Below are 22,965 nucleotides of genomic sequence, written 5' to 3'. Positions count from 1 at the left end.
GAGGCGGCGGTGATGACGGCGTACGGATCATCCCCCGCCACTCTCGTGAGGGCGTCGAACATGGCCCGCGCTCGGGCCGTCTGCCCGTGGTGGCGCTGCTGCGGCGGGCGTCCGCCGCGCTGCCGCCGCTCGCCGCCGCCCTGCTGCCTCTCCTGCGGCGCGGCGTCGTCGTCCAGGCGGAGGGTCAGCGAGATCCGCTTGCGCGGGATGTCGACGTCGAGGACCTTCACCCGGACGATGTCGCCGGGCTTCACGACGTCACGGGGGTCCTTCACGAACGTCTTCGACATCGCGGAGACGTGCACGAGTCCGTCCTGGTGGACACCGACGTCCACGAACGCCCCGAAGGCCGCCACGTTCGTCACGACGCCCTCCAGGATCATCCCGGAGGACAGATCGGAGATCTTCTCCACACCCTCCTTGAAGGTGGCCGTCCTGAACGCGGGACGCGGGTCACGCCCCGGCTTCTCCAGTTCCTTCAGGATGTCGGTGACCGTCGGCAGACCGAAGGTGTCGTCCACGAAGTCGGCCGGCCTGAGCGACCGCAGCACACCGGTGTTGCCGATGAGGGAGGCGACCTGCTGCCCCGTCGTCTTCACCATGCGGCGCACCACCGGGTACGCCTCCGGGTGCACGCTGGAGGCGTCCAGCGGGTCGCCGCCGCGGATGCGGAGGAAGCCCGCGCACTGCTCGTACGCCTTCGGGCCCAGCCGGGCCACCTTCTTCAGCTCCGAGCGGGACGTGAACGGCCCGTTGGCGTCCCGGTGCGCGACGATGTTCTCGGCGAGCCCGGAGGAGATGCCGGACACCCGGGCGAGCAGCGGCACGGAGGCCGTGTTGACGTCCACGCCGACGCCGTTCACGCAGTCCTCCACCACCGCGTCCAGCGAGCGGGACAGCTTCACCTCGGACAGGTCGTGCTGGTACTGGCCGACGCCGATCGACTTCGGGTCGATCTTCACCAGTTCGGCCAGCGGGTCCTGGAGCCGGCGGGCGATGGAGACGGCGCCGCGCAGCGACACGTCCATGCCGGGCAGCTCCTGCGAGGCGTACTGCGAGGCCGAGTACACCGACGCGCCCGCCTCGGACACCATCACCTTGGTGAGCTTCAGCTCCGGGTGCTTCGCGATGAGTTCACCGGCGAGCCGGTCGGTCTCCCGGGACGCGGTGCCGTTGCCGATCGCGACCAGCTCGACCGCGTGCTCCTTCGCCAGGCGGGCCAGTTTCGCGAGGGCCTCGTCCCACTTGTTGGCCGGGACGTGCGGGTAGATCACGTCGGTGGCCACCGCCTTGCCGGTCGCGTCGACCACGGCCACCTTCACACCCGTGCGGAAGCCCGGGTCCAGGCCCAGCGTCGCGCGCGTGCCGGCCGGAGCGGCGAGCAGCAGGTCGCGCAGGTTCGCCGCGAACACGTTCACCGCCTCGTCCTCGGCGGCCGTGCGCAGCCTGAGGCGCAGGTCGATGCCGAGGTGCACGAGGATGCGGGTGCGCCAGGCCCAGCGGACCGTGTCGGTCAGCCACTTGTCGGCGGGGCGCCCGCGGTCGGAGACACCGAACCGGTGGGCGACGATCCCCTCGTACGACGAGGGGCCGTCCACCGGTTCCTCCGGCTCCAGGACGAGGTCGAGGACCTCCTCCTTCTCGCCGCGCAACATGGCGAGGATCCGGTGCGAGGGCAGCTCGGTGAAGGGCTCGGAGAAGTCGAAGTAGTCGGCGAACTTCGCTCCCGCCTCCTCCTTGCCGTCCCGCACCCTGGCGGCCAGCCGCCCGCGTACCCACATCCGCTCGCGCAGCTCGCCGATCAGGTCGGCGTCCTCCGCGAACCGCTCGGTGAGGATCGCCCGCGCGCCGTCGAGCGCGGCCTGCGGATCGGCGACGCCCTTGCCGGCGTCGACGAACGCGGCGGCCGCGGCGAGGGGTTCGACACCGGGGTCGCCCAGCAGCCCGTCGGCCAGGGGCTCCAGGCCCGCCTCGCGCGCGATCTGCGCCTTGGTGCGCCGCTTCGGCTTGTACGGCAGGTAGATGTCCTCCAGGCGCGCCTTGGTCTCGGCGCCGCGGATCCGCGCCTCGAGTTCGTCGGTGAGCTTGCCCTGCTCGCGCACCGACTCCAGGACCGCCGCCCGCCGCTCCTCCAGCTCCCGCAGATAGCGCAGCCGCTCCTCGAGCGTGCGCAGCTGCGCGTCGTCGAGCATCTCGGTCGCTTCCTTGCGGTAGCGGGCGATGAAGGGCACCGTCGAACCGCCGTCGAGCAGTTCCACGGCGGCCTTCACCTGCCGCTCCCGTACGCCGAGCTCCTCGGCGATCCTGCCTTCGATGGATCCTGCTCCGATGGATCCCGGTGTCGTCACGATGCCGTACCGCCTTCTCCACTGAGGTTGCGCGGCAATTGTGGCAGGTGACACCGACAACCGGGGATCAGGGCGGCACCCGGCGGGGCGGGCGCGCCGCCGTCAGGCCCCGTGGCCCCGTGCCGAGCCCGAGGCGCCGCCGAACAGCCGGGCCAGGGCCCTGAAGGGCAGTGTGACCACGGTGGCAACGGCCCCACCGATCTGGCGCAGTACGTCAGCGATCGCACGGAACACGGACTTTCCCCTTTCGTCTGCCGGCCGCTTCGGCCGACAGGGAGCGTGTACCTCGCGGGCGGCCCGGTATGCCCGCATGCCCGGCCCCCGCCGGCCCCGGCCGGCCCGCGGCGGATGGCACGAAAGGTGGGAAGTTCGTCATTGCGGCCGTCCGGCCGGTCCCGAAGGATCGGTGGCATGACACAGCGATCCGTGTCCGTCCTGCTCTTCGACGGTGTCCAGAGCCTGGACGTCACCGGGCCGGTGGAGGTCTTCGCCGGCGCCGAGACGCACACCCCGGGCAGCTACCGCATCAGCACGGCCTCGCTGGACGGCGCGCCCGTGCGCACCTCCAGCGGTCTGACTCTCGTACCGGACCAGGCGCTGCCGGAGGTGACCGGGACGCACACCCTGCTCGTGCCCGGCGGTCAGGGCACCCGCGAGCCCGAGCCGCGGCTGACCGGCCGGCTGCGGGAGAACGGACCGCGCGCCGCCCGCCTGGTCTCCGTGTGCACCGGCGCGGTCCTGCTCGCCCGGGCCGGCCTGCTCGACGGCCGGCGCGCCACGACCCACTGGGCGTACTGCGACACGCTCGCCCGCGACCACCCGGCCGTACAGCTCGACCCCGATGCCGTCGACGGGCTGCGCGCCCGCAGCCGCTTCATCCTGACGCGGTCCAGGTGAAGCGCGGCGGCCGGCGCTCCAGGAACGCGGCGACCCCCTCCGCGGTGTCCTCGCTCGCGCGCATCTGCCCGGTCCAGTACGCGTCCCGGTCCGGGTGCCCGTCCGCGAACTCCTTCGCCGCGGCCTGCGTCAGCTGCGAGCGGGAGACCAGGATCCGGGTGAACTCCGCGACCCGCTTGCCGAGTTCGCCCTCCGGCAGCACCTCGTCCACGAGGCCCGTGCGCAGCGCGCGGCCCGCGTCGATCAACTCGCCGGAGAACAGCAGGTACTTGGCCGTTGCCGGGCCCACCAGGGACACCAGCCGGCGCGTGGCGGAGGCCGGATAGACGATGCCCAGCTTCGCGGGTGTCACCCCGAACAGCGCCCCCTCCTCGGCGAACCGCAGGTCGCAGGCGGCCGCGAGCTGGGCCCCGCCGCCCACGCAGTGCCCGCGGACGGCCGCCAGCGTCGGCTTCGGGAACGCCGCGAGGGCCTCCTCGGCGCGCACGGCGAGCCCCTGCGCCTCCTCGGCCGAGCCGCGCAGGGTGGAGATGTCGGCCCCGGCGCAGAAGGTCCCGCCCTCACCGGTCACGACCAGCGCCCGTACGGCGGGATCCGCGGCCAGCGCGTCCAGCAGTGGTGGCAGCGCCCGCCACATCGCGGCCGTCATGGCATTGCGCTTGGCGGGGTGATGGACGACGACGGTGGCGACCGAGCCGGTCACGCCGTGCAGCAGCTGGGGCTCCATGCGGCGGATGCTATCCGGCCGCACTCCCGTGGAACGCGTCAAACCCGTGCACCACTGGCGGCGCAACGATCGGAAACCATCCGAAATCCGCTGACTTGTGTTCAGTTCCGCGAGGCGGAGCGGATCGTTACCAACACTCGACGTGTGGTGACAATCGAGCGCGAGGGTGGCGACCGGACGATGGAGAACCACGGGCGCGGGGCGGTCCCGCGCCCAGAGGGAGACGACCGGCCCCCGCCGGAACCGCTGCCCTACGAGGGAGTCTGGCGGTTCACCGCCCCCGCCGTCGACGTCTCGGTCCCGCAGGCGCGGCACGCCGTACGGGACCTGCTCCACCGCCAGGGCGTGCCGCTCTCGGACGACCTGTTCCAGGGGCTGCTGCTGATCGTCTCCGAACTGGTCACCAACGCGGTCAAGCACGCGGCGCTGCTGTCACCGACGCTCGCCGTGGAGATCGCCGTCGGTGCCGAGTGGCTGCGGGTGTCGGTGGAGGACAACCACCCCTACCGGCCCACCGCCCTGGAGGCCGACCACGGGCAGACCGGCGGCCGGGGCCTGCTGCTGGTCCGCGAGGTGGCCCAGGAGGCGGGCGGAGTGGTGGACGTGGAGCACACGGCGAGCGGCGGCAAGGTGATCTGGGCCGCCATGCCGCTCAAACCCGCGCGGCTCCCGTGAGCCGCCTCACCAGCCCGCGGACGGGCCCGTCAGCTCCCGGACCGCCGGGCGGGCCGCGTCCAGAACGGTCATGAACCAGGACGAGAAGGTGTCGGTGGCGTGCCGCTCCTTCAGCTCGGCCGGGGTCACGAAGGCGGTCGCGTCGACCTCCTGCGGATCCGGCGCGGGCGGGGTCCGCACCAGGCCGACGAACAGGTGGTTGTACTCCTGCTCCACCAGGCCCGAGGCCGGGTCCGGGTGGTTGTAGCGCACCGTGCCCGCCTCCGCGAGCAGCGAGGGGGACACGCCGAGTTCCTCGTACGTGCGCCGGGCCGCCGCCGCGAAGGGCGCCTCACCGGGGTAGGGGTGGCCGCAGCAGGTGTTGGACCACACACCGGGGGAGTGGTACTTGCCGAGCGCCCGCCGCTGGAGCAGCAGCCGGCCGCGCTCGTCGAACAGGAAGACGGAGAACGCGCGGTGCAGCCGTCCCGGTGGCTGGTGGGCGGCGAGCTTCTCCTCGGTGCCGATCGTCACGCCGTCCTCGTCGACCAGTTCCAGCAAAATCGCCTCTGCGGTGCCGTTCGACGGACTGTGCGTCGCGGTGGCAGGTGTGATCGGCATACCCATCCTTCGCCTCGGTCTTCGCACCTCAAGTCTGCCGTACGAATCCGGCACTCCCGTCCTTCCCGGCACGTCCGCATGTCCGCGCCCGGCGCGGCCCGCGGTCGCCCCGGCCTGACACCGGAAAGCGGGACCCGGTAGGTGAGCGTGCCCTGCCGGTACGGCCGGGAACCGTCCACCGGCGCCCCGGACACAAGGCCGCCGGAGCACTCCGGCCGCCGCGCTCCACCGGCGGCTCCGGCGCGGGCACCCTCGGCCTCGCGCACCGGGGCGTCCGGGCCCGGCGGGCGTTGGCCGGTGGTCAGGCCGGCCGGTGCGCCGGTACGGGGCGGGCGTCGTGCTGGGACCGCCAGCCCTGCCAGGCCGACTCGACCATCGCGCGCACCCCGCGCCGTGCCCGCCAGCCCAGCGCGTCCTCGGCCCGCTCGGCCGAGGCGACCGCGCGCGGCGCGTCCCCGGGGCGCCGCCCCTCCACGACGGGCTGCCGCCGGTCGCCGGTGACCTCGCCGATGACCGAGACCAGCTCGCGCACCGAGACGCCCTCGCCCCGGCCGATGTTCACCGTCAGGTCACCGCTCAGGGCCCCGTCGGCCAGCCGCCGGGCCGCCGCCAGATGGGCCTCGGCCAGGTCGGCGACATGGATGTAGTCACGGATGCAGGTGCCGTCCGGCGTCGGGTAGTCGTCGCCGAAGATCCGTGGGGCCTCGTCGTGGGTGAGCCGGTCGAACACCATGGGCACGATGTTGAACACACCGGTGTCCGCGAGTTCCGGCGCGGCCGCGCCCGCCACGTTGAAGTAGCGCAGGCAGACGGTCGTGATGGCGTGCGCCCGCCCCGCCGCCCGCACCAGCCACTCCCCGGCGAGCTTGGTCTCGCCGTAGGGGTTCACCGGCACGCACGGGGTGTCCTCGGTGATCAGGTCCACGTCCGGGTTGCCGTAGACGGCCGCGGACGAGGAGAACAGGAACCGGTCGACCCCCGCCGCGGCGACCGCCTCCAGCAGCGTGGCGAGTCCGCCCAGGTTCTCCCGGTAGTAGTGGGCCGGCCGCGCCACCGACTCCGCGACCTGCTTGCGCGCCGCGAGGTGGACCACGCCCGTCACCGCGTGCTCGGCGAGGACCCGCTCCAGCAGGCCCCGGTCCGTCACGCAGCCCTCGACCAGCGGCACGCCCGTCGGGAGCCGCGCGGGCACCCCGGCCGAGAGGTCGTCCAGCACGACGACCCGCTCCCCGGTGCCGGTCATGACCCGCACCACATGAGCCCCGATGTATCCGGCACCGCCGGTGATCAGCCACGTCATGGTCGCCCACCCTATGCCGACCGGCGCGGACCATGCCCGATGCGCCGGATGTCCAAGATGCCCGCCACCGGCGGGACGCGCGCCGGGCGCGGTTTGTGGGCCGGCCCCCGTATCACCGATGATGATCGCGGCGAAGGCCGGTGCAGACCGTGTCGACCGGCCCGTGAACGGGCGGTGAACACGGGCCTGCCGTCATCCGATAGCCTCTGCCGACATGCCGCCCGGGTGCCCAGGCAAGCGGCGCCCCATCATGCAGACGACCGGCGCTCACGCGTCGGCACCCAGGGAGTGAGTTCGGTTGTCGACCGCCATCGTGACCGGCCAGCCGGTCCCCGGATCGTCGCTCGAGAGCGATCTGCGGTCCCTCGGCTTCGAGGTGCGCACGGCCACCGACGCCTCCGACGCCGAGACGCTCCTCGCGGCCGTCCCCGCCCAAGAACGCGTCGCGGTCGTCGACGCCCGCTTCGTGGGCCACCCGCACGCGCTCCGCCTCGGCCTCACCGACCCCCGCTTCCCGCTCGCCGCCGTCCCCGGCGCCGTCACCGCCCAGCCGGCCGGCCGGCAGGCGCTGACCCGGGCGCTCGCCCGGGAGACCTCCGCGGGTGGCGGCACGGCCCTCGCCGTGGACAGCCTCGCCGACCGGCTCGCCCTCGCCCTCGACGCCGACGGCACCGAGGTGCACCGCCCCGAGCTCGGCAGCCTGGTCGCCACCGTCCCCGCCGACCCGCAGGCCCGCAACGAGGCCCGGCAGGCCGTCGCCGCCGTCGACGACGAGGCGGTACGCCTGAAGTCGGCCGTCAAGGCCCGCGACGGCTTCTTCACCACGTTCTTCATCAGCCCCTACTCGCGCTACGTCGCCCGCTGGTGCGCCCGCCGGGGCCTGACCCCCAACCAGGTCACCACCGCCTCCCTGCTCACCGCCCTGATAGCCGCCGGCTGCGCGGCCACCGGCACCCGGGCGGGCTTCGTCGCCGCGGGCGTGCTGCTCATCGCCTCCTTCGTGCTGGACTGCACCGACGGCCAGCTGGCCCGTTACTCGCTGCAGTACTCCACGCTCGGCGCCTGGCTCGACGCCACCTTCGACCGGGCCAAGGAGTACGCCTACTACGCCGGCCTCGCCCTCGGCGCGGCCCGTGGCGGCGACGACGTGTGGGCCCTCGCGCTCGGCGCGATGGTGCTGCAGACCTGCCGGCACGTCGTGGACTTCTCCTTCAACGAGGCCAACCACGACGCCACCGCCAACACCAGCCCCACCGCCGCCCTCTCCGACAAGCTCGACAGCGTGGGCTGGACGGTCTGGGTACGGCGGATGATCGTGCTCCCCATCGGCGAACGCTGGGCCATGATCGCCGTCCTCACGGCGGCCACCACGCCCCGCGTCACCTTCTACGCCCTGCTCGTGGGCTGCGGCCTCGCCGCGACGTACACCACGGCGGGCCGGGTGCTCCGCTCCGTCACCCGGAAGGCGCGGCGCACCGACCGGGCCGCGCGGGCGCTGGCGGACCTCGCGGACAACGGGCCGCTCGCCACCGCCCTGGGCCGTGCCGCCCGCGGCGTGCGTGTCCCGGCGCCCCTCGCCGCCGCCGTCGGCGGTCTCCTCGTGGTGATCTCCGCCGCACTCCAGGGCGCCGGCTGGGCCACCGCGGCGGCCGCCGCGGTCTACGCCGTGCTCTCCGGCCTCGCCGTCTCCCGGCCCCTCAAGGGCGCCCTGGACTGGCTGGTTCCGCCGTTCATGCGCGCCGCCGAGTACGGCACCGTCCTGGTGCTCGCGGCGAAATCCGGGGTGAACGGAGCCCTTCCGGCGGCTTTCGGGCTGGTGGCCGCCGTCGCCTACCATCACTACGACACGGTGTACCGCATCCGCGGCGCCGCCGGAGCGCCGCCGGCCTGGCTGGTGCGCGCCATCGGGGGACAGGACGGACGCACGCTGCTGGTCGCGGTCCTGGCCGCGCTGCTCACCGCCTCGCAGTTCCAGGCCGCGCTCACGGTCCTCGCCGTGGCCGTCGCCGTGGTGGTGCTCGTCGAGAGCATCCGCTACTGGGTCGCCGCGCACAGAAAGGGCGCCCCAGCCGTACACGATGAAGGAGAACCCGCATGATCGGCCTCGTGCTGGCGGCCGGCGCCGGACGGCGCCTGCGCCCCTACACCGACAGCCTCCCCAAGGCTCTGGTGCCGGTGGGCCCCGCGGGCATAGAGGGCGAACCGACGGTCCTGGACCTGACGCTCGGCAACTTCGCCGAGATCGGCCTGACCGAGGTCGCGGTCATCGTCGGCTACCGCAAGGAGGCCGTGTACGAGCGCAAGGCCGCCCTGGAGGCCACGTACGGCCTGAAGCTCACCCTCATCGACAACGACAAGGCCGAGGAGTGGAACAACGCCTACTCCCTGTGGTGCGGCCGTGACGCCCTCAAGGACGGTGTGATCCTCGCCAACGGCGACACCGTCCACCCGGTCTCCGTCGAGAAGACGCTGCTCGCCGCCCGCGGCGACGGCAGGAGGATCATCCTCGCCCTGGACACCGTGAAGTCCCTCGCCGACGAGGAGATGAAGGTCGTCGTCGACCCCGTCCAGGGTGTGCGGAAGATCACCAAGCTGATGGACCCCGCCGAGGCGACCGGCGAGTACATCGGCGTCACCCTCATCGAGGGCGACGCGGCACCGGAGCTCGCCGACGCGCTGAAGACGGTCTGGGAGACCGACCCGCAGCAGTTCTACGAGCACGGGTACCAGGAACTGGTGAACCGGGGCTTCAGGATCGACGTGGCACCGATCGGCGACGTGAGCTGGGTCGAGATCGACAACCACGACGACCTGGCCCGGGGACGGGAGATCGCGTGCCAGTACTGACCCGGCTCATCCCCTCGCCGGTCGTCGTCGACATCCGCCCGGGTGCCCTCGACGACCTGGCGTGCGTACTCGCCGACGAGCGGATCTCGCAGTCGGGCAGGCTCGCCATCGCCGTCAGCGGCGGCTCGGGTGCCCGGCTGCGGGAGCGGATCGCCCCCTCGCTGCCCGGCGCCACCTGGTACGAGGTCGGCGGCGGCACCATCGACGACGCGGTGCGGCTGGCCGGTGACATAAAGGCCGGCCGCTACGACGCGGTCGTGGGCCTGGGCGGCGGAAAGATCATCGACTGCGCCAAGTTCGCGGCGGCACGCGTCGGCCTGCCCCTGGTCGCCGTCGCCACCAACCTCGCGCACGACGGCCTGTGCTCGCCGGTCGCGACCCTCGACAACGACGCCGGGCGCGGCTCGTACGGCGTGCCGAACCCGATCGCGGTCGTCATCGACCTCGGCGTGATCCGTGAGGCCCCCGTCCGTTTCGTGCGCTCCGGCATCGGTGACGCCATCTCCAACATCTCCGCGGTCGCCGACTGGGAGCTGTCCAACCGTGTCAACGGCGAGAAGATCGACGGCCTCGCTGCCGCCATGGCCCGGCAGGCCGGCGAGGCGGTGCTCAGGCACCCGGGCGGAGTCGGCGACGACGGTTTCCTCCAGGTCCTGGCCGAGGCACTCGTCCTCACCGGTATCGCCATGTCCGTGTCGGGTGACTCCCGCCCGTCCTCCGGGGCCTGCCACGAGATCAACCACGCCTTCGACCTGCTCCACCCGAAGCGGGCGGCCGCCCACGGCGAGCAGTGCGGACTCGGCGCGGCCTTCGCGATGTACCTGCGCGGAGCCCACGAGGAATCGGCCTACATGGCCGAGGTACTGCGCCGGCACGGACTGCCGGTGCTGCCGGAGGAGATCGGCTTCACGGCGGACGAGTTCGTCCGGGTCGTGGAGTTCGCCCCCGAGACCCGGCCCGGCCGCTACACCATCCTCGAGCACCTCGACCTCAAGACCCACCAGATCAAGGACATCTACGCCGACTATGTCAAGGCCATCGGTAGCTGAACTCCGTCCGGTCGTGCACCCCGCGGGGGTGAAGGACCGGCGCAGCGGTGAGCACTGGATGGGACGCCTCTACATGCGTGAGGTGTCCCTGCGGGTGGACCGCTACCTGGTGAACACCAGGGTCACGCCCAACCAGCTCACGTACCTGATGACCGTCTTCGGGGTGCTCGCGGCCCCGGCACTGCTCGTGCCGGGGATCACGGGCGCCGTCCTCGGGGTGGTGTGCGTCCAGATGTACCTGCTGCTGGACTGCGTCGACGGTGAGATAGCGCGCTGGAAGAAGCAGTACTCGCTGAACGGCGTCTACCTGGACCGGGTCGGCGCCTACCTGACCGACGCCGCCGTGCTCACCGGCTTCGGCCTGCGCGCCGCCGACCTGTGGGGCACCGGCCGTATCGACTGGCTGTGGGCCTTCCTCGGCACGCTGGCCGCCCTCGGCGCGATCCTGATCAAGGCCGAGACGGACCTGGTCGGCGTCGCCCGGCACCAGGCCGGCAAGCCGCCGGTCAAGGAGGCCGCCGCCGAGATGCGCTCCTCCGGCATGGCGCTGGCCCGCCGGGCCGCCGCCGCGTTCAAGTTCCACCGGCTGATCCTCGGCATCGAGGCGTCCCTGCTGATCCTGGTCCTGGCCGTCGTCGACCAGGCGCGCGGCGACCTGTACGTCACCCGGCTCGGCGTCGCGGTGCTGGCCGGCATCGCGCTGCTGCAGACGGTGCTGCACCTGGTGTCCATCCTCGCCTCCAGCAGGCTGAAGTGAGTACGGCCCTGCGCGTCGGCGCGGTGATCATCACCATGGGCAACCGCCCCGACGAACTGCGCGCCCTGCTCGACTCGGTCGCCAAGCAGGACGGCGACCCGGTCGAGGTGGTCGTCGTCGGCAACGGCTCGCCCGTCCCGGACGTCCCCGAGGGCGTACGGACCATCGAGCTGCCCGAGAACCTCGGCATCCCGGGCGGCCGCAACGTCGGCATAGAGGCCTTCGGGCCCGCCGGCCGCGATGCCGACATATTGCTCTTCCTGGACGACGACGGGCTGCTCGCCGGCCACGACACAGCCGAGCTGTGCCGGCAGGCCTTCACCGCCGACCCGAAGCTCGGCATCGTCAGCTTCCGCATCGCCGACCCGGACACCGGCGTCACCCAGCGCCGCCACGTCCCGCGGCTGCGCGCCTCCGACCCGCTGCGCTCCTCCCGGGTCACCACCTTCCTCGGCGGCGCCAACGCCGTCCGGACCCGGGTCTTCGCCGAGGTCGGCGGGCTCCCGGACGAATTCTTCTACGCCCACGAGGAGACCGACCTCGCATGGCGGGCCCTCGACGCGGGCTGGATGATCGACTACCGGTCCGACATGGTGCTGTACCACCCGACGACCGCGCCCTCCCGCCACGCGGTCTACCACCGCATGGTCGCCCGCAACCGGGTCTGGCTCGCCCGCCGCAACCTCCCCGCCCTCCTGGTGCCGGTCTACCTCGGGGTCTGGATGCTGCTCACCCTGCTGCGCCGCCCCTCCCGCCCGGCCCTGAAGGCCTGGTTCGGCGGGTTCAAGGAGGGCTGGACCACTCCGTGCGGCCCCCGGCGGCCGATGAAGTGGCGTACCGTGTGGCGGCTCACGCGACTGGGCCGGCCCCCGGTGATCTGACAAGCTCGACGGAGTACCCGAAGTACTCGAAGCACTCGAACGCACTCGAAGACGAAAGTTTCCCACCCGTGAGTGAGACAACGCAGGACGGCGGCATCGCGGTGACCGCGGCCCCGTCGCCCGACGAGGGACGGACGGCGGCGCAGCTCGCCGCCACGTACGGGCTGACCGTCAGCGGCGCCCGGCCCTCGCTCGTCGAGTACGTCCGTCAGCTGTGGGGGCGGCGGCACTTCATCCTCGCCTTCTCCCAGGCGAAGCTGACCGCCCAGTACAGCCAGGCCAAGCTCGGTCAGCTCTGGCAGGTGGCCACGCCGCTGCTGAACGCGGCCGTGTACTACTTCATCTTCGGCCTGATCCTGCACGCCAGCCGGGGCATGTCGCACGACGTGTACATCCCGTTCCTGGTCACGGGCGTCTTCGTGTTCACCTTCACGCAGAGCTCGATCATGTCCGGTGTCCGCGCGATCTCCGGCAACCTGGGCCTGGTGCGCGCCCTGCACTTCCCGCGCGCCTCGCTGCCGGTCTCCTTCGCGCTCCAGCAGCTCCAGCAGCTGCTGTTCTCGATGATCGTGCTGTTCGTGGTGGCGATCGGCTTCGGCAGCTACCCGGGTCTGTCCTGGCTGCTGATCGTGCCGGTGCTGGTGCTGCAGTTCCTGTTCAACACCGGGCTCGCGCTGATCGTGGCCCGCATGGGTGCCAAGACGCCCGACCTGGCCCAGCTGATGCCGTTCATCCTGCGCACCTGGATGTACACCTCCGGCGTCATGTTCTCGATCAACAAGATGCTCGAGGGGCGTCCCGAGTGGATCGTCCGCGTGCTCCAGCTGAACCCGGCCGCCGTCTACATGGACCTGATGCGCTTCGCCCTCATCGACGGCTACGGCGCCTCGAACCTCCCGCCGCACGTGTGGGCCATCGCCCTGTTCTGGGCCGTCGCCGTCTTCGCCGGCGGCTTCGTGTACTTCTGGAAGGCTGAGGAGAGGTACGGCCGTGGCTGACCAGCACACCGGGGAGCTCCGCCCCACCGTGATCGCGGACGAGCTGCACATCGTCTACCGCGTCAACGGAGCCAAAACCGGCAAGGGCAGCGCCACCGCCGCGCTCAGCCGCATCCTGAAGCGAGGCTCCGACGACGCGGCGCGCGGGGTGCGCAAGGTGCACGCCGTGCGCGGGGTCTCCTTCGTCGCCTACCGGGGCGAGGCCATCGGCCTGATCGGCTCCAACGGCTCCGGCAAGTCGACCCTGCTGCGCGCCATCGCCGGCCTGCTCCCGGCCGAGAAGGGCAAGGTCTACACCGACGGCCAGCCCTCCCTGCTCGGCGTCAACGCCGCCCTGATGAACGACCTCACCGGCGAGCGGAACATCATCCTCGGCGGGCTCGCCATGGGCATGTCGCGGGAGGAGATCAAGGAGCGCTACCAGGAGATCGTCGACTTCTCCGGCATCAACGAGAAGGGCGACTTCATCACCCTGCCGATGCGCACCTACTCCTCCGGTATGGCGGCCCGGCTGCGCTTCTCCATCGCCGCCGCCAAGGACCACGACGTCCTCATGATCGACGAGGCGCTGGCCACCGGCGACCGCAAGTTCCAGAAGCGCTCCGAGGAACGCATCCGGGAGCTGCGCAAGGAAGCCGGCACGGTGTTCCTGGTGAGCCACAACAACAAGTCCATCCGTGACACCTGCAACCGCGTCCTGTGGCTGGAACGCGGCGAGTTGCGGATGGACGGTCCCACCGACGAGGTGCTCAAGGAGTACGAGAAGTTCACGGGGAAGTAGGGGGCCGCCCCACCTGATCCGGCAACCGATCGCACCGATTCGGCCGGGCCCCGCCGGAACCTTTCCGGCGGGGCCCGGCGTCTGCAAAGGAAACGCCAACTCCGGCTGGCGCCAGGAATCTTGACGCCAATCGGTGTGTTGTTGTGATGTGCAGGACACCCCGAGGGCGCTCGTTGCGTTGTACAACGTAAGCTGTACCGGTCCTCGAAAGCGGCAAGTGGGGCGATAATGCGCGACGCCCTCCGCCGGGGCCGCCCTGAGGAGCGCCGGGCGGCGTGTCCGAAATAGTGAGTATTGGGTCGGCGGTGTAGAACGGGAGATGTGACGGCAATGGCTACGGAAACTCCCCAGCTCAACGCAGCACGTGCCGTCCCCGCCACGGGAAGCGCACGGTGACGGGAACCGACACGGCGCGCGTGACGGAGCGCGCCACACTCGACAAGGCCGCGGGCGAGAACTTCCCCGTGGCACCGTTCTTCCTCCCCCGGGCCTGGCGCGCCGACCTCATGGCCGTCTACGGCTTCGCCCGTCTGGTCGACGACATCGGTGACGGCGACCTCCCCCCCGGCGGCGCCGACGCCCGGCTGCTCGGCGTGTCGGCCACCGGGGCCGAGGACCGCCTCGCCCTCCTCGACGCCTTCGAGGCCGACCTGCGCCGGGTCTTCGACGGGACGCCCCGTCACCCCCTGCTGCGCCGCCTGCAGCCGACCGTGCGCCGCCGCTCCCTCACCCCCGGGCCGTTCCTCGGCCTGATCGCCGCGAACCGCCAGGACCAGCTCGTCACCCGCTACGAGACCTACGACGACCTGCTCGCCTACTGCGAACTGTCCGCCAACCCCGTCGGCCGTCTCGTGCTCGCCGTCACCGGCACCGCCACCCCCGAGCGGATCCGGCTGTCCGACCGGATCTGCACCGCCCTGCAGATCGTGGAACACCTCCAGGACGTCGCCGAGGACCTCGGCCGCGACCGGATCTACCTGCCCGCCGAGGACATGAAACGCTTTCACGTCCAGGAGGCGGACCTCGCCATGACGACCGCGGGCGCGGGGGTGCGCGCGCTGGTCGCGTACGAAGCGGAACGCGCCCGCGATCTGCTGAATGAAGGCGCCCCCCTGGTGGGTAGCGTCCACGGCAGGCTGAAGCTGCTGCTCGCGGGGTTCGTGGCGGGGGGAAGGGCGGCGATCCGTGCGATCGCCGCCGCCGAACACGACGTACTTCCCGGCCCGCCCAAGCCCGGCAAGGCTCAGTTGCTGCGTGAGGTGGGCTCGACTCTGCGAGGAGAGGGGTGATCCGGACCGTGGAGCCTGTGCCGCACGTGTCCGCACCGGTACTCGCCGCCTACCGCTACTGCGAGGCCGTCACCGGGCAGCAGGCCCGGAACTTCGCGTACGGCATCAGGCTGCTGCCGACGCCCAAGCGCCGCGCGATGTCGGCGCTGTACGCGTTCTCCCGGCGCGTCGACGACATCGGCGACGGCGCGCTGGCGGACGACGTCAAGACCGCACGCCTGAAGGACACCCGGGCCCTGCTCACCCGGATCCGCGAGGGCGCGGTCGCCGAGGACGACACCGACCCGGTCGCGGTCGCCCTGGCCCACGCCGCCGAGGCCTTCCCGATCCCGCTCGGCGGGCTCGACGAACTCATCGACGGCGTTCAGATGGACGTGCGCGGCGAGACCTACGAGACCTGGGACGACCTCAAGGTCTACTGCCGCTGCGTGGCCGGCGCCATCGGCCGCCTCTCGCTGGGCGTGTTCGGTACGGAACCGGGGGCGCGCGGCGCCGAACGCGCGGCCGAGTACGCCGACACGCTCGGACTCGCCCTGCAGCTCACCAACATCCTCCGGGACATCCGCGAGGACGCCGAGGGCGGCCGCACCTATCTGCCCGCCGACGACCTCGCCAAGTTCGGCTGCTCGGCGGGCCTGGACGGACCGACGCCGCCGGAGGGCTCCGACTTCCCCGGCCTCGTGCACTTCGAGGTGCGGCGCGCCCGCGCCCTGTTCGCCGAGGGCTACCGGCTGCTGCCCATGCTCGACCGGCGCAGCGGTGCCTGCGTCGCCGCCATGGCCGGCATCTACCGCCGGCTGCTCGACCGCATCGAGCGCGAGCCGGAGGCCGTGCTGCGCGGCCGGGTCTCGCTGCCCGGGCGCGAGAAGGCGTACGTCGCCGTGCGCGGCCTGTCCGGGCTCGACACCCGGCACGTGACCCGCCACATCTCCCGGCGGACCGTCAGGAGGCGCGCCTGATGGACCTCCTGGGCGAGGAGCACGCCACCCCCGGCGTTCCCGGCGCGCGGCAGGCAACCCCGAGCCGCGGCGCGGCGTCCCTGACTGCGACGGTCCACCGTGCATCGTTCCAGCAGTACGGCGGACCCGCACAGGAGGACGCACGATGACCGACGGCACGCGGTCCGACCGACCGCCGGCTGACCGACACGCCGCCCCGGGCCGCGCCGGGCGCGCCGCCGTGGTGGTCGGCGGCGGGCTGGCCGGGATCACGGCGGCGCTCGCGCTCGCCGACGCGGGCGTCCAGGTGACCCTGCTCGAGGGCAGGCCGAGGCTGGGCGGCCTCGCCTTCTCCTTCCGGCGCGGCGGGCTGACCGTCGACAACGGACAGCACGTCTACCTGCGTTGCTGCACCGCCTACCGCTGGTTCCTCGACCGCATCGAGGGCGCGGCGCTGGCACCCCTGCAGGATCGTCTCGACGTGCCCGTCGTCGACCTCGCACGGCCCGAGGGCCGACGGCTCGGCAGGCTGCGGCGCGACGCGCTGCCCGTACCGCTGCACCTGGGCCGGAGCCTCGCCACGTACCCGCACCTCTCGCTCGCCGAGCGGGCCATGGCCGGGCGTGCCGCGCTCGCGCTCAAAGGGCTCGACCTCGCCGATCCGGCCCTGGACGCGACCGACTTCGGCAGCTGGCTGGCCGCTCACGGCCAGTCGGCGCGTGCCGTCGAGGCGCTGTGGGACCTGGTCGGGGTCGCCACCCTCAACGCGGTCGCGGGCGACGCCTCGCTGGGGCTCGCCGCCATGGTGTTCAAGACCGGTCTGCTGTCCGACCCGGGTGCGGCCGACATCGGCTGGGCCCGGGTGCCGCTGGGTGAACTGCACGACCGGCTCGCCCGCAAGGCGCTCGACTCCGCGGGCGTGCGTACCGAGGTCCGTTCACGTGTCACCTCCGTCTGTGTCAACGACAACGGGGGCTGGAGCGTTCAGACTCCCGGCGAGACGCTCCGGACGGACGCGGTGGTGCTCGCCGTACCGCAGCGCGAGGCGCACGGCCTGCTGCCGCCCGGTGCCCTCGACGCCCCCGAGCGGCTGCTCGGCATCGGCACCGCGCCGATCCTCAACGTCCACGTCGTCTACGACCGCAAGGTGCTCTCCAGCCCCTTCTTCGCCGCGCTGGGCTCACCCGTGCAGTGGGTCTTCGACCGCACGGAGGCGTCCGGCCTCGGCCAGGGCCAGTACCTCGCCCTGTCCCAGTCGGCCGCGCACGACGAGATCGACGCACCGGTCGCCGCGCTGCGCGAACGCTATCTGCCCGAACTCCGCCGGCTGCTGCCCCGCGCACGCGACGCCGAGGTGAGGGACTTCTTCGTGACCCGGGAGCGCACCGCGACCTTCGCTCCCGCCCCCGGCGTCGGGCGCCTCAGGCCCGGCGCCCGCACCAAGGCCCCCGGCCTCTACCTGGCCGGAGCGTGGACCGCCACGGGGTGGCCCGCGACCATGGAGAGTGCGGTCCGCAGCGGAGTGAGCGCGGCCGACGCCGCGCTGAACGCCCTGGGCCGGCCCCGCCCCCGCCACCTCTTCGAGTTCGAGGAGGCGGCGTGACGCCCGACCGGCACGCGGCATACCCCCGCACCCCCGGCACCGCAACAAGAGGAGTAACCGTGCCCACTGTGCCCCCGGCCGACAAGGCCGCTCGAGAGACCGCGGTGGACGTGGCCGCGCTCCTGGAGCGCGGCCGGACCCTGGCGACACCGGTGCTGCGGGCGGCCGTCGACCGGCTCGCGCCTCCCATGGACACGGTCGCCGCCTACCACTTCGGGTGGATCGACGCGGCGGGCAACCCGGCCGACGGCGACGGCGGCAAGGCCGTGCGCCCGGCCCTCGCCGTGCTCTCCGCCGAGGTGACCGGCGCCGCGCCCGAGACGGGCATCCCCGGCGCGGTCGCCGTCGAACTCGTCCACAACTTCTCGCTGCTGCACGACGACCTGATGGACGGCGACGAACAGCGCCGACACCGCGACACCGTCTGGAAGGTGCACGGCCCCGCCCAGGCCATCCTCGTCGGCGACGCCCTGTTCGCGCTGGCCAACGAGGTCCTGCTGGAGCCCGGCACGGTCGAGGCGGGCCGCGCCACGCGCCGGCTGACCGCGGCCAGCCGGGCCCTGATCGACGGTCAGGCGCAGGACATCTCCTACGAGCACCGCGACCGGGTCAGCGTCGAGGAGTGCCTGGAGATGGAGGGCAACAAGACCGGCGCCCTGCTGGCCTGCGCCTCCTCCATCGGCGCGGTGCTCGGCGGCGCCGACGAGCGCACCGCCGACACGCTGGAGAAGTACGGCTACCACCTCGGCCTCGCCTTCCAGGCCGTCGACGACCTCCTCGGCATCTGGGGCGACCCGGAGGCCACCGGCAAGCAGACCTGGAGCGACCTGCGCCAGCGCAAGAAGTCCCTGCCGGTCGTGGCCGCGCTCGCGGCGGGCGGGGAAGCCTCCGAGCGGCTCGGCGAGATCCTCGCCGCCGACGCCAAGAGCAGCGACTTCGAGAACTTCTCCGAGGAGGAGTTCGCGGCCCGCGCCGCCCTCATCGAGGAGGCGGGGGGCCGCGAGTGGACGGCCGAGGAAGCGCGCCGCCAGCACACCACCGCCATCGAAGCCCTCGACGCCGTCGACATGCCGGACCGCGTCCGGGCCGCGTTCACGGCGCTCGCCGACTTCGTCGTCGTACGGAAGAGATGATCCCTATCGGTCGAACAGCCCTCGCGTAGTCGCCGGCCGGCGCGGCCTTGCGTACCGCACCCGCGCACCGGCCGACGGCGGACCCACAGCAGCACGACCGGCACGACTGCACGAAGGGGAAGCCATGACAGCGACGACCGACGGAAGCACCGGGGCCACACTGCCGTCCCGCGCTGCCGCGGCCAGCGAAACCGACATCACCACCCCCGTGACGGCCGGGGTGCCCGACGCCGCCGCACGCGCCGCCCGGCGCGCCACCGACTTCCTGCTGTCCCGGCAGGACGCCGAGGGCTGGTGGAAGGGCGACCTCGAGACCAACGTCACGATGGACGCCGAGGACCTGCTGCTGCGTCAGTTCCTCGGCATCCGCGACGAGGCGACCACCGCGGCCGCCGCCCTCTTCATCCGGGGCGAGCAGCGCGAGGACGGCACCTGGGCCACCTTCCACGGCGGCCCCGGCGAACTCTCCACCACCGTCGAGGCCTACGTCGCCCTCCGGCTGGCCGGCGACGAGCCGGACGCCCCCCACATGCGCAGGGCCTCGGCCTGGATCCGCGAGCGGGGCGGCATCGCCGCCTCCCGGGTCTTCACCCGGATCTGGCTGGCCCTGTTCGGCTGGTGGAAGTGGGAGGACCTGCCCGAACTGCCGCCGGAACTCATCTACTTCCCGAAGTGGTTCCCGCTCAACATCTACGACTTCGGCTGCTGGGCCCGGCAGACGATCGTGCCGCTGACCGTCGTCTCCGCCAAGCGCCCGGTGCGTCCCGCGCCCTTCCCGCTCGACGAGCTGCACACCGACCCCGCGCACCCCAGCCCGCCTCGGCCGCTCGCCCCGGTGGCCAGCTGGGACGGCGTGTTCCAGCGTCTGGACAAGGCGCTGCACCGGTTGCGCAAGGTCGCCCCGCGCCGGCTGCGCCGGGCCGCCATGAACTCCGCCGCCCGCTGGATCGTCGAACGGCAGGAGAACGACGGCTGCTGGGGCGGCATCCAGCCGCCGGCCGTGTACTCGGTCATCGCGCTGTACCTGCTGGGCTACGACCTCGAGCACCCCGTGATGCGCGCGGGCCTTCAGTCGCTGGACCGCTTCGCCGTGTGGCGCGAGGACGGGGCCCGGATGATCGAGGCCTGCCAGTCGCCGGTGTGGGACACCTGTCTGGCCACCATCGCCCTCGCCGACGCGGGGCTCCCCGCCGACCACCCGGCGCTCGTCAGGGCCGCCGACTGGATGCTGGGCGAGCAGGTCGTGCGGCCCGGGGACTGGTCGGTGCGGCGGCCCGGGCTCCCCCCGGGCGGCTGGGCGTTCGAGTTCCACAACGACAACTACCCCGACATCGACGACACCGCGGAGGTCGTCCTCGCCCTGCGCCGGGTCGCACACCACGATCCGGAGCGGGTGGACAAGGCCATCGGGCGGGGGGTGCGCTGGAACCTCGGCATGCAGTCGAAGAACGGGGCGTGGGGCGCCTTCGACGTCGACAACACCAGCCCGTTCCCCAACCGGCTGCCGTTCTGCGACTTCGGCGAGGTCATCGACCCGCCGTCGGCGGACGTCACCGCGCACGTCGTCGAGATGCTCGCGGCCGAGGGCCTCGCCCACGACCCGCGCACCCGGCGCGGCATCCAGTGGCTGCTGGCCGAGCAGGAGCCGGACGGCTCGTGGTTCGGGCGCTGGGGTGTCAACTACGTCTACGGCACCGGGTCGGTGGTGCCCGCCCTGACCGCGGCCGGCCTCCCGGGCTCGCACCCCGCGATCCGCCGGGCGGTGGCCTGGCTGGAGTCGGTGCAGAACGACGACGGCGGCTGGGGCGAGGACCTGCGCTCCTACAAGTACGCCGGGCAGTGGAGCGGCCGGGGCGCCTCCACCGCCTCCCAGACCGCGTGGGCGCTGATGGCGCTGCTCGCGGCGGGGGAGCGGGACTCCAAGGCGGTGGAACGCGGCGTCCGGTGGCTCGCGGACACCCAGCGGGAGGACGGCTCGTGGGACGAGCCGTACTTCACCGGCACCGGCTTCCCCTGGGACTTCTCCATCAACTACCACCTGTACCGGCAGGTCTTCCCGCTCACCGCGCTCGGCCGCTACCTGAACGGCGAGCCGTTCGGCGAGAAGACGGCCCGGCCGCCGGCCGCCCGCTGCGTCCCGGAGCCCGTCAAGGAGCCCCTCGCCGAGGCCGAGGGGAGCTGATGAGCACCCGCCCCGCCCCGTCCCCGCTGCTGATCGCCTGCGCGCTCGGCATCGAACACCTCGCCCTGCACAGGCGGGAGCGCGCACCGGGCAAGCGGGGTCCGGGCGGGCCGGTGACCGTCCTGCGTACGGGCATGGGACCGAAGGCGGCGGAGCGGTCCGTCACCCGTCTCCTCGCGGCCCCCGGGTTCGCCGGCGCGGCCGTCCTGGCCGCCGGATTCTGCGCGGGGCTGGCCCCCGGCATGCACCCCGGCGACCTGGTCGTCGCCGAGGAGACCCGGGACCCGCGCGGGAGCGTCGGCTGCGTCGGCACCGGCCTGCTCGTCAGGGAACTCACGCGCACCCTGCCGGGGCGCACCGTCCATACCGGCCCGCTCACCGGCTCCGACCACGTCGTCCGCGGTCAGGAACGGTCCGATCTGCTCTCGACCGGCGCCATCGCGGTCGACATGGAGTCGGCGGCCACCCTCCTGAGCGCCGTCCGCGCGGGCGAGCGCCCGGTTGCGGCCGTCCGGGTGGTCGTGGACTCTCCTGAACATGAACTCGTCCGGATCGGCACGGTGCGCGGCGGAATATCGGCTTTCCGTGTTCTTCGTTCCGTACTTCCCGTTTTCTATGAATGGCACCGTTCTTTGCTGCTCCCCCGGAGGTGAGCCAGATGGCCATGCCGCTGCGTCAGTCCATCAAGGTCGCTACATACCTGGCCGAACAGAAACTCCGTAAGCGGGACAAGTTCCCGCTCATCGTGGAGCTGGAGCCCCTTTTCGCCTGCAACCTCAAGTGCGAGGGCTGCGGCAAGATCCAGCACCCGGCCGGGGTGCTCAAGCAGCGCATGCCGGTGGCGCAGGCCGTGGGGGCGGTGCTCGAATCGGGTGCTCCGATGGTCTCCATCGCCGGCGGCGAGCCGCTGATGCATCCCCAGATCGACGAGATCGTGCGCCAGTTGGTGGCGAAGCGCAAATACGTCTTCCTGTGCACCAACGCGATGCTGCTGCGCAAGAAGATGGACACGTTCACGCCCTCGCCGTACTTCGCGTTCGCGGTGCACATCGACGGGCTCCGGGAGCGGCACGACGAGTCGGTCGCGAAGGAGGGCGTGTTCGACGAGGCGGTGGAGGCCATCAAGGAGGCCAAGCGGCGCGGCTTCCGGGTGACCACCAACTCGACCTTCTTCAACACGGACACTCCCCAGACGATCATCGAGGTGCTCAACTTCCTCAACGACGACCTCGAGGTGGACGAGATGATGATCTCGCCCGCCTACGCCTACGAGAAGGCACCCGACCAGGAGCACTTCCTGGGCGTGGAGCAGACCCGCGAGCTGTTCAAGAAGGCCTTCGCGGGCGGCAACCGGCGCCGCTGGCGGCTCAACCACTCCCCGCTGTTCCTCGACTTCCTCGAGGGCAAGGTCGACTTCCCGTGCACCGCCTGGGCGATCCCGAACTACTCGCTCTTCGGCTGGCAGCGGCCCTGCTACCTGATGAGCGACGGGTACGTGCCGACGTACCGGGAACTCATCGAGGAGACCGACTGGGACAAGTACGGCCGCGGCAAGGACCCGCGCTGCGCCAACTGCATGGCGCACTGCGGCTACGAGCCCACCGCCGTGCTGGCCACCATGGGTTCTCTCAAGGAGTCCCTGCGCGCCATGCGCGAGACGGTCTCCGGGAACCGGGAGTGACGGCATGACCGCCGTCCCCCTGGGCGTTCCCGAGGTCCCCCGCCGGCCGGTGGCGCCGCGGCGTGCGTCGCGGCGGATCCAGGTCGGGTCCGTGGCGGTCGGCGGTGACGCGCCGGTGTCGGTGCAGTCGATGACGACGACCCGCACGTCGGACGTCGGGGCGACGCTGCAGCAGATCGCGGAACTGACCGCGTCCGGCTGCCAGATCGTGCGGGTGGCCTGCCCGACGCAGGACGACGCGGACGCGCTGGCGACGATCGCCCGCAAGTCGCAGATCCC

The 22,965-nt window shown here is 72.4% G+C and carries 22 protein-coding genes and 1 pseudogene; 18 read left to right on the top strand and 5 right to left on the bottom strand.

Annotated features, from left to right (window positions below; genetic code table 11):
- Positions 1-2,348 (bottom strand): Tex family protein (locus ABZX30_RS34050; protein ID WP_355941022.1); only part of this gene is annotated, 2,348 nt, incomplete at its 3' end.
- A gap of 102 nt (positions 2,349-2,450) precedes the next feature.
- Positions 2,451-2,582: an LPFR motif small protein gene (locus ABZX30_RS34045; protein WP_355941019.1), complete on the bottom strand. Its 132-nt coding sequence runs from the start codon at positions 2,580-2,582 to the stop codon at positions 2,451-2,453.
- A 177-nt stretch (positions 2,583-2,759) separates the two neighbouring features.
- Here ABZX30_RS34045 and ABZX30_RS34040 point away from each other — a divergent pair.
- Positions 2,760-3,191 (top strand): annotated as a pseudogene (locus ABZX30_RS34040) (DJ-1/PfpI family protein); the annotation flags it as partial.
- A gap of 31 nt (positions 3,192-3,222) precedes the next feature.
- On the opposite strand, the gene ABZX30_RS34035 reads toward ABZX30_RS34040, so the two are convergent.
- Positions 3,223-3,972, bottom strand: a complete 750-nt coding sequence (locus ABZX30_RS34035; protein ID WP_355941016.1) for an enoyl-CoA hydratase-related protein — start codon at positions 3,970-3,972, stop codon at positions 3,223-3,225.
- A gap of 180 nt (positions 3,973-4,152) precedes the next feature.
- On the opposite strand from ABZX30_RS34035, the gene ABZX30_RS34030 reads away from it, so the two are divergent.
- Entirely contained in the window at positions 4,153-4,647 is a 495-nt protein-coding gene (locus tag ABZX30_RS34030; RefSeq protein ID WP_355941028.1) for an ATP-binding protein, read from the top strand.
- 6 nt (positions 4,648-4,653) lie between these two features.
- Here ABZX30_RS34030 and idi read toward each other — a convergent pair whose 3' ends face one another.
- Together idi and galE are read right to left on the bottom strand one after the other, a co-directional pair.
- Positions 4,654-5,247 carry an isopentenyl-diphosphate Delta-isomerase gene (gene idi, locus ABZX30_RS34025; RefSeq protein WP_355941013.1) on the bottom strand — a complete coding sequence of 198 codons (594 nt, stop codon included), beginning with the start codon at positions 5,245-5,247 and terminating at the stop codon, positions 4,654-4,656.
- A 301-nt stretch (positions 5,248-5,548) separates the two neighbouring features.
- Positions 5,549-6,547 (bottom strand): UDP-glucose 4-epimerase GalE, encoded by a 999-nt coding sequence (gene galE, locus ABZX30_RS34020; protein ID WP_355941010.1) that lies wholly within the window; start codon positions 6,545-6,547, stop codon positions 5,549-5,551.
- 298 nt (positions 6,548-6,845) lie between these two features.
- On the opposite strand from galE, the gene ABZX30_RS34015 reads away from it, so the two are divergent.
- The 16 genes from ABZX30_RS34015 to ABZX30_RS33940 form a co-directional block, all read left to right on the top strand.
- Positions 6,846-8,645 (top strand): DUF5941 domain-containing protein, encoded by a 1,800-nt coding sequence (locus tag ABZX30_RS34015; RefSeq protein ID WP_355941007.1) that lies wholly within the window; start codon positions 6,846-6,848, stop codon positions 8,643-8,645.
- Positions 8,642-9,394 (top strand): phosphocholine cytidylyltransferase family protein, encoded by a 753-nt coding sequence (locus tag ABZX30_RS34010; protein WP_355941004.1) that lies wholly within the window; start codon positions 8,642-8,644, stop codon positions 9,392-9,394. Before ABZX30_RS34015 ends, ABZX30_RS34010 begins: the two co-directional genes overlap by 4 nt.
- A complete protein-coding gene (locus tag ABZX30_RS34005) occupies positions 9,382-10,443 on the top strand; it encodes an iron-containing alcohol dehydrogenase family protein (RefSeq protein ID WP_355941001.1) in 1,062 nt (353 codons plus the stop codon). Before ABZX30_RS34010 ends, ABZX30_RS34005 begins: the two co-directional genes overlap by 13 nt.
- Positions 10,421-11,200, top strand: a complete 780-nt coding sequence (locus ABZX30_RS34000) for a CDP-alcohol phosphatidyltransferase family protein (protein WP_355940998.1) — start codon at positions 10,421-10,423, stop codon at positions 11,198-11,200. Before ABZX30_RS34005 ends, ABZX30_RS34000 begins: the two co-directional genes overlap by 23 nt.
- Complete coding sequence (locus tag ABZX30_RS33995; RefSeq protein WP_355940995.1) at positions 11,197-12,081, top strand: glycosyltransferase; 885 nt, start codon at positions 11,197-11,199, stop codon at positions 12,079-12,081. The genes ABZX30_RS34000 and ABZX30_RS33995 overlap by 4 nt, the downstream gene beginning before the upstream one ends.
- A gap of 68 nt (positions 12,082-12,149) precedes the next feature.
- Positions 12,150-13,079, top strand: a complete 930-nt coding sequence (locus tag ABZX30_RS33990) for an ABC transporter permease (protein ID WP_355940992.1) — start codon at positions 12,150-12,152, stop codon at positions 13,077-13,079.
- Complete coding sequence (locus tag ABZX30_RS33985) at positions 13,072-13,860, top strand: ABC transporter ATP-binding protein (RefSeq protein ID WP_355940989.1); 789 nt, start codon at positions 13,072-13,074, stop codon at positions 13,858-13,860. The genes ABZX30_RS33990 and ABZX30_RS33985 overlap by 8 nt, the downstream gene beginning before the upstream one ends.
- Positions 13,861-14,252: 392 nt before the next feature.
- Positions 14,253-15,149 (top strand): squalene synthase HpnC, encoded by an 897-nt coding sequence (gene hpnC, locus ABZX30_RS33980; protein WP_355940986.1) that lies wholly within the window; start codon positions 14,253-14,255, stop codon positions 15,147-15,149.
- Positions 15,146-16,108, top strand: a complete 963-nt coding sequence (hpnD, locus tag ABZX30_RS33975; protein WP_355940984.1) for a presqualene diphosphate synthase HpnD — start codon at positions 15,146-15,148, stop codon at positions 16,106-16,108. Before hpnC ends, hpnD begins: the two co-directional genes overlap by 4 nt.
- Complete coding sequence (locus ABZX30_RS33970; protein WP_355940981.1) at positions 16,108-16,257, top strand: DUF6380 family protein; 150 nt, start codon at positions 16,108-16,110, stop codon at positions 16,255-16,257. The genes hpnD and ABZX30_RS33970 overlap by 1 nt, the downstream gene beginning before the upstream one ends.
- Positions 16,254-17,690: a hydroxysqualene dehydroxylase HpnE gene (gene hpnE, locus ABZX30_RS33965; RefSeq protein WP_355940978.1), complete on the top strand. Its 1,437-nt coding sequence runs from the start codon at positions 16,254-16,256 to the stop codon at positions 17,688-17,690. The genes ABZX30_RS33970 and hpnE overlap by 4 nt, the downstream gene beginning before the upstream one ends.
- 68 nt (positions 17,691-17,758) lie before the next feature.
- Positions 17,759-18,823, top strand: a complete 1,065-nt coding sequence (locus ABZX30_RS33960) for a polyprenyl synthetase family protein (RefSeq protein ID WP_355941025.1) — start codon at positions 17,759-17,761, stop codon at positions 18,821-18,823.
- 124 nt (positions 18,824-18,947) lie between these two features.
- On the top strand, positions 18,948-21,005 hold the full coding sequence (shc, locus tag ABZX30_RS33955; protein WP_355940975.1) for a squalene--hopene cyclase: 2,058 nt from the start codon (positions 18,948-18,950) through the stop codon (positions 21,003-21,005).
- On the top strand, positions 21,005-21,658 hold the full coding sequence (locus tag ABZX30_RS33950; RefSeq protein WP_355940972.1) for a 1-hydroxy-2-methyl-2-butenyl 4-diphosphate reductase: 654 nt from the start codon (positions 21,005-21,007) through the stop codon (positions 21,656-21,658). Before shc ends, ABZX30_RS33950 begins: the two co-directional genes overlap by 1 nt.
- A gap of 5 nt (positions 21,659-21,663) precedes the next feature.
- The gene (gene hpnH / locus ABZX30_RS33945) at positions 21,664-22,686 is read left to right on the top strand and encodes an adenosyl-hopene transferase HpnH (protein WP_355940969.1); all 1,023 of its coding nucleotides are present in this window, start codon (positions 21,664-21,666) and stop codon (positions 22,684-22,686) included.
- 4 nt (positions 22,687-22,690) lie between these two features.
- Positions 22,691-22,965: flavodoxin-dependent (E)-4-hydroxy-3-methylbut-2-enyl-diphosphate synthase (locus ABZX30_RS33940; RefSeq protein WP_355940966.1), on the top strand; the 275-nt coding region annotated here is incomplete at its 3' end.

Origin of the sequence: Streptomyces sp. NPDC004542 (genome assembly GCF_040610035.1) — a bacterium.
Classification (GTDB): Bacteria; Actinomycetota; Actinomycetes; order Streptomycetales; family Streptomycetaceae; genus Streptomyces.
The sequence above is the reverse complement of the archived record's forward strand: the minus strand, read 5'-3'. Positions and strand labels throughout refer to the sequence as shown.

Excerpts from the sequence above, each read along its gene's own strand:
- ABZX30_RS34035 (WP_355941016.1), bottom strand. The coding sequence starts at position 3,972 with ATGGAGCCCCAGCTGCTGCACGGCGTGACCGGCTCGGTCGCCACCGTC.
- ABZX30_RS34030 (WP_355941028.1), top strand. The coding sequence starts at position 4,153 with ATGGAGAACCACGGGCGCGGGGCGGTCCCGCGCCCAGAGGGAGACGAC.
- idi (WP_355941013.1), bottom strand. The coding sequence starts at position 5,247 with ATGCCGATCACACCTGCCACCGCGACGCACAGTCCGTCGAACGGCACC.
- galE (WP_355941010.1), bottom strand. The coding sequence starts at position 6,547 with ATGACGTGGCTGATCACCGGCGGTGCCGGATACATCGGGGCTCATGTG.
- ABZX30_RS34010 (WP_355941004.1), top strand. The coding sequence starts at position 8,642 with ATGATCGGCCTCGTGCTGGCGGCCGGCGCCGGACGGCGCCTGCGCCCC.
- ABZX30_RS34000 (WP_355940998.1), top strand. The coding sequence starts at position 10,421 with ATGTCAAGGCCATCGGTAGCTGAACTCCGTCCGGTCGTGCACCCCGCG.
- ABZX30_RS33970 (WP_355940981.1), top strand. The coding sequence starts at position 16,108 with ATGGACCTCCTGGGCGAGGAGCACGCCACCCCCGGCGTTCCCGGCGCG.
- hpnE (WP_355940978.1), top strand. The coding sequence starts at position 16,254 with ATGACCGACGGCACGCGGTCCGACCGACCGCCGGCTGACCGACACGCC.
- shc (WP_355940975.1), top strand. The coding sequence starts at position 18,948 with ATGACAGCGACGACCGACGGAAGCACCGGGGCCACACTGCCGTCCCGC.
- ABZX30_RS33950 (WP_355940972.1), top strand. The coding sequence starts at position 21,005 with ATGAGCACCCGCCCCGCCCCGTCCCCGCTGCTGATCGCCTGCGCGCTC.
- hpnH (WP_355940969.1), top strand. The coding sequence starts at position 21,664 with ATGGCCATGCCGCTGCGTCAGTCCATCAAGGTCGCTACATACCTGGCC.